Source organism: Pseudoalteromonas sp. (genome assembly GCF_041613455.1).
Classification (GTDB): Bacteria; Pseudomonadota; Gammaproteobacteria; order Enterobacterales; family Alteromonadaceae; genus Pseudoalteromonas.
In genome coordinates, this window is record NZ_JBFJHD010000163.1 from 1 (window position 1) to 6,829 (window position 6,829).

The 6,829-nt window shown below is 42.4% G+C and carries 4 protein-coding genes; 3 read left to right on the forward strand and 1 reads right to left on the reverse strand.

Features of this window, described 5'->3' with window-relative positions; genetic code table 11:
• The 3 genes from ABYB02_RS12920 to ABYB02_RS12930 all read left to right on the forward strand — a co-directional run.
• A partial coding sequence (locus ABYB02_RS12920) for an alpha-amylase family protein (RefSeq protein ID WP_372762853.1) occupies positions 1–1,826 on the forward strand: 1,826 nt, incomplete at its 5' end.
• Positions 1,819–3,324 (forward strand): MFS transporter, encoded by a 1,506-nt coding sequence (locus tag ABYB02_RS12925; protein ID WP_002959744.1) that lies wholly within the window; start codon positions 1,819–1,821, stop codon positions 3,322–3,324. The genes ABYB02_RS12920 and ABYB02_RS12925, both read left to right, overlap by 8 nt.
• 9 nt (positions 3,325–3,333) lie before the next feature.
• Positions 3,334–5,748 carry a glycoside hydrolase family 15 protein gene (locus ABYB02_RS12930; protein WP_372762854.1) on the forward strand — a complete coding sequence of 805 codons (2,415 nt, stop codon included), beginning with the start codon at positions 3,334–3,336 and terminating at the stop codon, positions 5,746–5,748.
• 90 nt (positions 5,749–5,838) lie between these two features.
• Here ABYB02_RS12930 and ABYB02_RS12935 read toward each other — a convergent pair.
• The coding region (locus ABYB02_RS12935; protein WP_372762855.1) for a LacI family DNA-binding transcriptional regulator at positions 5,839–6,829 on the reverse strand (991 nt) is incomplete at its 5' end.

Consider the following 6,829-nt stretch of genomic DNA (forward strand, 5'->3'; position numbering starts at 1 on the left):
GTAGTGCACTTATTGCTACAGGGTGTTCAGAAAATAACAAACCTGAACAACAGCAAACACCCGCACACACACAAAATGAGCTTACCAAGCCGGTTGTATATCAAGTATTTACGCGTTTGTTTGGTAATACCGAAACAGCCAATGTGCCATGGGGCACTAAAGAGCAAAACGGCGTAGGCAAATTTGCCGACTTTAACGATGCAGCCCTCAAAGGCATTAAAGAGCTAGGTACCACGCACGTTTGGTATACCGGTGTGTTACACCATGCGTTAGTAGGCGATTATACCGACTACGGCATTTCGCAAGATGACCCCGATGTAGTAAAGGGCCGTGCAGGTTCACCGTACGCAATTAAGGATTACTACGATGTTAACCCCGACTTAGCCGTTAATGTGACGAACCGCATGGGAGAGTTTAGCCAGCTTATTGAACGTACACATAACCACGGTATGAAAGTCATTATTGATATAGTGCCTAACCATGTTGCCCGCAATTATCAATCACTTGGAAAGCCTAAAGGCGTTAAAGACTTTGGCGAACAAGACGACACTAGTAAAACGTACGATAAAAATAACAACTTTTATTATGTGCCTGGGCAGTCATTTCAAGTGCCTACTTCTACAACCTATAACGTATTAGGTGGAAAAGCTCACCCACTTGCTGATGGCTTTTTTGATGAAACACCTGCTAAATGGACAGGTAACGGTGCCCGTGCACCAAAACCCGACATTAACGATTGGTACGAAACTGTAAAAGTGAATTACGGTGTAAAGCCTGATGGCAGCTACGATTTTGCTCAGCTGCCAAGCGACTATAAAGACAAGGATTACCGTGCTCACTACGAGTTTTGGCAAGGTAAAGAGCTCCCTAACAGCTGGTACAAATTTAGAGACATAGCGCTATTTTGGTTAGATAAAGGCGTTGATGGCTTTAGGTACGACATGGCCGAAATGGTGCCTGTAGAATTTTGGAGTTTTTTAAATTCGTCGATAAAAATGCAAAAAAGCGACGCCTTTTTATTAGCCGAAGTGTATAACCCGCTAATGTACCGTGCGTATATTCACCAAGGGAAAATGGATTACTTGTATGACAAAGTCGGCTTTTACGACACATTAAAAGCCATTATGCAGGGTAAAGTAGCTGCTAATACTATTTTTGCAGCCCAAAGCCAAGTTACTGATATTGAAGCGCACATGCTGCACTTTTTAGAAAATCATGACGAACAACGCATCGCGAGCCCTGACTTTGCAGGTAACGCTGCGTGGGGTAAACCGGCTATGGTGGTTTCAAACTTAATGAGCCGCGCACCCACGTTATTATATTTTGGTCAAGATGTGGGAGAAGATGGCTCAGAAAACGCAGGATTTGGCACAGCTACACGCACCAGTATTTTTGATTACATTGGTGTGCCAGCGCACCAAGCGTGGATGAATAATGGCAAGTTTGACGGTGCTAATTTAACACAAGAGCAAGTAGCACTTCGTGACTACTACAAAGCGGTTATGTCACTTAATAGTTTACCTGCTGTAGTAGGCGGTGAAATGACTGAGCTTAGCGTTACAGGAAGTGAGCGAGTTGTAGGTTTTACGCGCAAACTTGGCCAACAAGCGCTGTACGTATTAAGTAACTTTAGTGAACAACCTCAAACAATTACGGTTAATTTATCAAAAGTGCAATTAGCGGTACTTAGCGAACACACTCAATTGCATGACTTACTTGAGCAGCACAGCACCGAGATCACATCAGGGTCTCAAGGCGCAAGCTTCACACTCACACTTGATGCATTTAGCAGCGCAGTTTTAACTAATAAGGCTAATCATGAATAATCAAAATAATAATTATGACAGCAACAAACCAAACCTGAGTTTTTGGCAAATATGGAATATGTGCTTTGGTTTTTTAGGTATTCAATTTGGCTTTGCACTACAAAACGGCAATGTGAGCCGTATTTTTCAAACTCTAGGCGCACAAGTTGATGATATTCCCATTCTATGGGTTGCAGCCCCTCTTACTGGCTTAATCGTACAGCCTATTATTGGTTACTGGAGCGATAAAACGTGGGGGCGCTTTGGTCGTCGCCGTCCGTTCTTTTTTATAGGCGCAGTGTTAACAACGCTTTCATTATTTATTATGCCGCATTCTCCTACGCTTTGGATTGCCGCTGGTATGTTATGGATTATGGATGCGTCAATCAACGTAACCATGGAACCGTTTAGAGCACTTGTTGGTGATAATTTACCAGAAAAACAACGCGCTACAGGTTACGGGTTACAAAGCTTTTTTATTGGTATTGGTGCGGTACTAGCCTCAGCATTACCATGGATGATGACCAACTGGTTTGATGTAAGTAATACTGCAGCGCCTGGGCAAATTCCAGAGTCTGTTAAATACTCATTTTATTGGGGCGGGGTGGTGCTACTTGTTGCTGTGCTTTGGACCGTTGCACGTACAAAAGAGTACAGCCCAGAGCAATTAGCGGCTTTTGAAAAGCAAAGCGCTCAACCTACTACAAGCAAACTGGTTGATATTAACTTTAATAAAGGCGCCATTATTTTTGTAGTGCTGGGTTTAGCAACCCTTGCATTAGTCATGGGCTTATCGCTTGAAAAAGAATTATACCTATTAGCTGGTGGTTTATTAGCGTTTGGTATTGTGCAGTGGATTGCAGCAGCGCTTAAAAGTGCTAACAAAACTCAAGGTGGTTTTTACCAAGTAGTACAAGATGTATTTACAATGCCAGAAGCCATGAAGCAGCTTGCCTGGGTGCAGTTTTTTAGCTGGTTTACTTTATTTGCCATGTGGATTTATACCACCGCAGCAGTAACAAGCTTTCATTATGGTAGTAGCGATGCAACCTCTAAAGCATTTAACGATGGTGCAGACTGGGTGGGTATTTTATTTGCCGCCTACAATGGCTTTGCAGCTATTGCCGCTATGTGTATTCCGTTTTTAGTTAAAAAAATGGGCTTAAAAGGCGCGCATTGTTTTAATTTATTGCTGGGCGCGTTAGGTCTTGCAAGCTTTATGTTTATTCAAGATCCTAAAATGTTACTTATTCCTATGATTGGGGTGGGGTTTGCGTGGGCGTCTATTTTATCGCTGCCTTACGCCATGCTAAGTAACGCACTGCCAAGTAATAAAATGGGCGTTTACATGGGTATTTTTAATTTTTTTATAGTTATACCTCAGTTACTTGCCGCCAGCATTTTAGGGCTCATTTTACGCCACGTATTTTCTAATCAGCCTATTTACGCATTGTTAATTGGTGCAGCCTCGTTCGTTGTCGCTGCCGTTGCGGTAATGCGCGTTAAAAATTCACATTAAGGACACACAATGAAAAAATATAACCTTATAACCGCCTCACTTTTAACGTTAGGTTTAACAGCTTGCGGCGCTCAAAACACAAGCACAACTAACGAAAGTACCACTGCAAAGGTTACATCAGCACCAGGCGCCCCAGGCGCAGAGCCTTTTTGGGCTTATGCGGGTAAAACAGGTATTGGCACGTCATACGAGCAATACCAAAACGGCCAATACAGTGATTCAGCTGCAACGGGCGATGTATCTAAGGTGTGGTTTTCAATTGCTAAAGGTATGATCACCGAAACCATGTTTGAGCTTATTCACCAAGCTCAAATAAAAGACATGCAATTTATAGTAACAGGTAAAGACTTTACCGTTAGTGAAGCTGATGATTTAGATGTCACCATTGATTACTTACATAAAGATGCACAAGGTCGCCCGTTATCGCTTGCCTACAAAGTAACTAGCACTGATAAACAAGGGCGCTTTAGCCTAGAAAAACACATTTTTACTGACCCAGATGGGCAAACCCTGTTTGTACGCAGCGTATTTAATACTGAGCTTGAAGGGCTAAAAGCGTATGTTGTGGTAAACCCTTACATTAACAACAATGGCTTAGGTGACTTTGCTAAAACAACAGAGAAAGGCCTAGTCGCGTGGGAAAGCGATAACTATCTATCACTTCAATCCGCATCACCATTTAAAGCAAAAACGGTAGGGTTTACAGGAAAAAGTGACGGCATTAACGCGCTTAAAACTACTCAATCTTTAAACACCCAATACACAAATACCGGCGAAACTGCTGGTAATGTAAGCATGCTTGCAGAGCTTGGCGAGATAAGTGCAAATACTACCTTTGATTTAGCACTGAGCTTTGGTAAAACGCAGCAGCAAAGTATTCAGCAAGGTGAACAAAGTTTGGCAAAAGGGTACCAAGCGGTGCTCGATCACTACAACGGCAAAGGTGAAGCGCTAGGCTGGGAAGATTACCTACAAAGCCTAAAACCGCTTAATGCCATGGTTGAACAAACAGCCGATAACGGTAAGCTTTTATACACAAGCGCCATGGTATTAAAAGCACAAGAAGATAAAACACACGCAGGGGCATTAATTGCTTCTTTATCTAACCCATGGGGCGAAACGGTTTCAGCCAAAGAAGGTTCTACGGGTTATAAAGCGGTATGGGTGCGCGATTTTTATCAAGTAGCCATGGCATTTATGGCGCTTGGCGATACTGCCACAGCAAAAACAGCGTTCGAATACCTTGAAAAAGTGCAAGTAAACAGCAAAACACCAGGTAATAAAGGCGATACAGGCTGGTTTTTGCAAAAAACACATGTAGATGGTGAGCTTGAATGGGTCGGCGTACAGCTTGACCAAACAGCTATGCCTATTATGCTTGCCTGGAAGTTACATAAAGCCAATGTACTTAGCGATGAAGAGCTAAAAAGCTGGTACGGCAAAATGTTAAAACCAGCGGCTGATTTTTTAGTTGATGGCGGCCTTGCTAAAATTTTGTGGAACGACACGCAAATTACACCACCGGCGACACAGCAAGAGCGCTGGGAAGAGCAAAGCGGTTATGCGCCTTCGACTACTGCGGCAATAGTCGCTGGCCTTATTACAGCCAGTGATATTGCAACACTAAGTGGTGATGATACAAACGCAAAGCGCTACCTAGCTACGGCTAAAAAGTATAACAACGATATTGAATCGCAAATGTTTACCACTAAAGGTAACTTAAAAGGCGAAAATAGCGATGGCGAATACTTTATCCGTATAGGCCAAGATACCGATGCAAACTCAGACACTAAAATTAACGCTAATAATGGCCGTGAAGGGTTTAATAAAAAGCAAATTTTAGATGGCGGGTTTTTAGAACTAGTACGCTATGGCGTACGTGGTGCTAACGACGAAAGCATTGTTAAAACACTACCTGAGTACGATGACGAAACGCTTGAAGATAACCTACAAGTTAAATACAGCTTTAGCTTTGACGACGGCAGCGGCACATTTGCAGGCTATCGTCGCTACGGTAATGATGGCTACGGCGAAGATGAAGTAACAGGCACTAATTACGCAGAGGGTGGCAGTAATACACCAGGCCAACGTGGTCGTGTATGGCCGTTTTTCACAGGTGAACGCGGGCATTACGAAATCGCAGCAGCTAATGCGAACAACGCTCTGGATGATGCTAAACAAGCGCAAATTAAAAATAGTTATGTTAAAGGTTTGGAGCAATTTGCCAATAAAGGGCTAATGCTACCAGAGCAAGTATGGGATGGCGTTGGTGTAAATAAAGCAGGTTATGCGTTAGGCGAGGGCACAAATTCAGCAACGCCACTTGCATGGACACATGCAGAATACATTAAGCTTGTACGCTCACTCAGTGATAAACAAGTATGGGATTATTATCCAGTGGTTGGCGAGTCACTTAAAGACTAAAATAAAGCATGTTGCAGTTATTAAAAAAGGCTTCTAAATAAATTTAGAAGCCTTTTTTAATATGTTGAAATTTATTAGGATATTTGAATTTTAGCTGCTACTTTTTCGTGAAATTAATACAGGTGGAAGTAGGGTGCTTTGAACTTCTTCACCACGTATCAATTTTAATAGGTTCTCTACTAACATTTGCCCAGCAATAGTGGTGTTTTGCTCTATTGTAGTTAGGGGGGGGTTTACATAACTTGCAATGGCTATGTTATCAAAGCCGACTACCGCAACATCTTTTGGCACGTTAATATTTGCTTCTTTAAGTGCGCGTATAGCCCCAATAGCAATTAAGTCACTTGCAGCAAATAATGCGTTAAATTTAATATTATTAGCAATTAGTGAGCGTGTGGCGTGATAGCCAGATTCTTCAGTAGAGATAGCATTAGCCATTTTACGCTCATTTATTTTAACGTTGTTGGCCAATAGCTCATCTTTAAAACCCTGAAAACGACTAAAAAATTCGGGGCTGTGATCAGAGGCGTCACCAATAAAAGCGCAATCAGTTCTGCTATGCGCAATAAAGTGTTCAGCGGCGAGCTTACCGCCACCGTAGTTATCACAACAAACAGTTAAATCGGGACGGTTATCTACAGTTGCACCCCAGCACACAAACTTAGTATTTTGTTCAAGTAAGGTGTTAAATTTTGGTTGGTAATCAATGTAATCGCCATACCCGAGTAAAATAATGCCATCAGCTCTGTGGCTGTCTTCGTAGTCTGCTTGCCAATCAGCACTGGCCGATTGAAATGAAACTAATAAATCGTAACCTTCTTTAGCGCAAGCACGGGTAATACTGCCAAGCATGGCTAAAAAGAAAGGATTTATTTGGGACTCGTCAGAAGTGGGATCTTCAAATAACAATAATGCAAGCGTGCTGCTTTGTTGAGTGCGAAGGTTACTCGCATTTTTATCAACTTTATAATTAAGCTTTTTAGCTATATCGAAAACACGCTTGCGTGTTTCTTCATTAACAAGGTGGCTGTTACGTAAAGCGCGAGATACAGTTGATTGAGATACCCCTGCATAGTGGGCA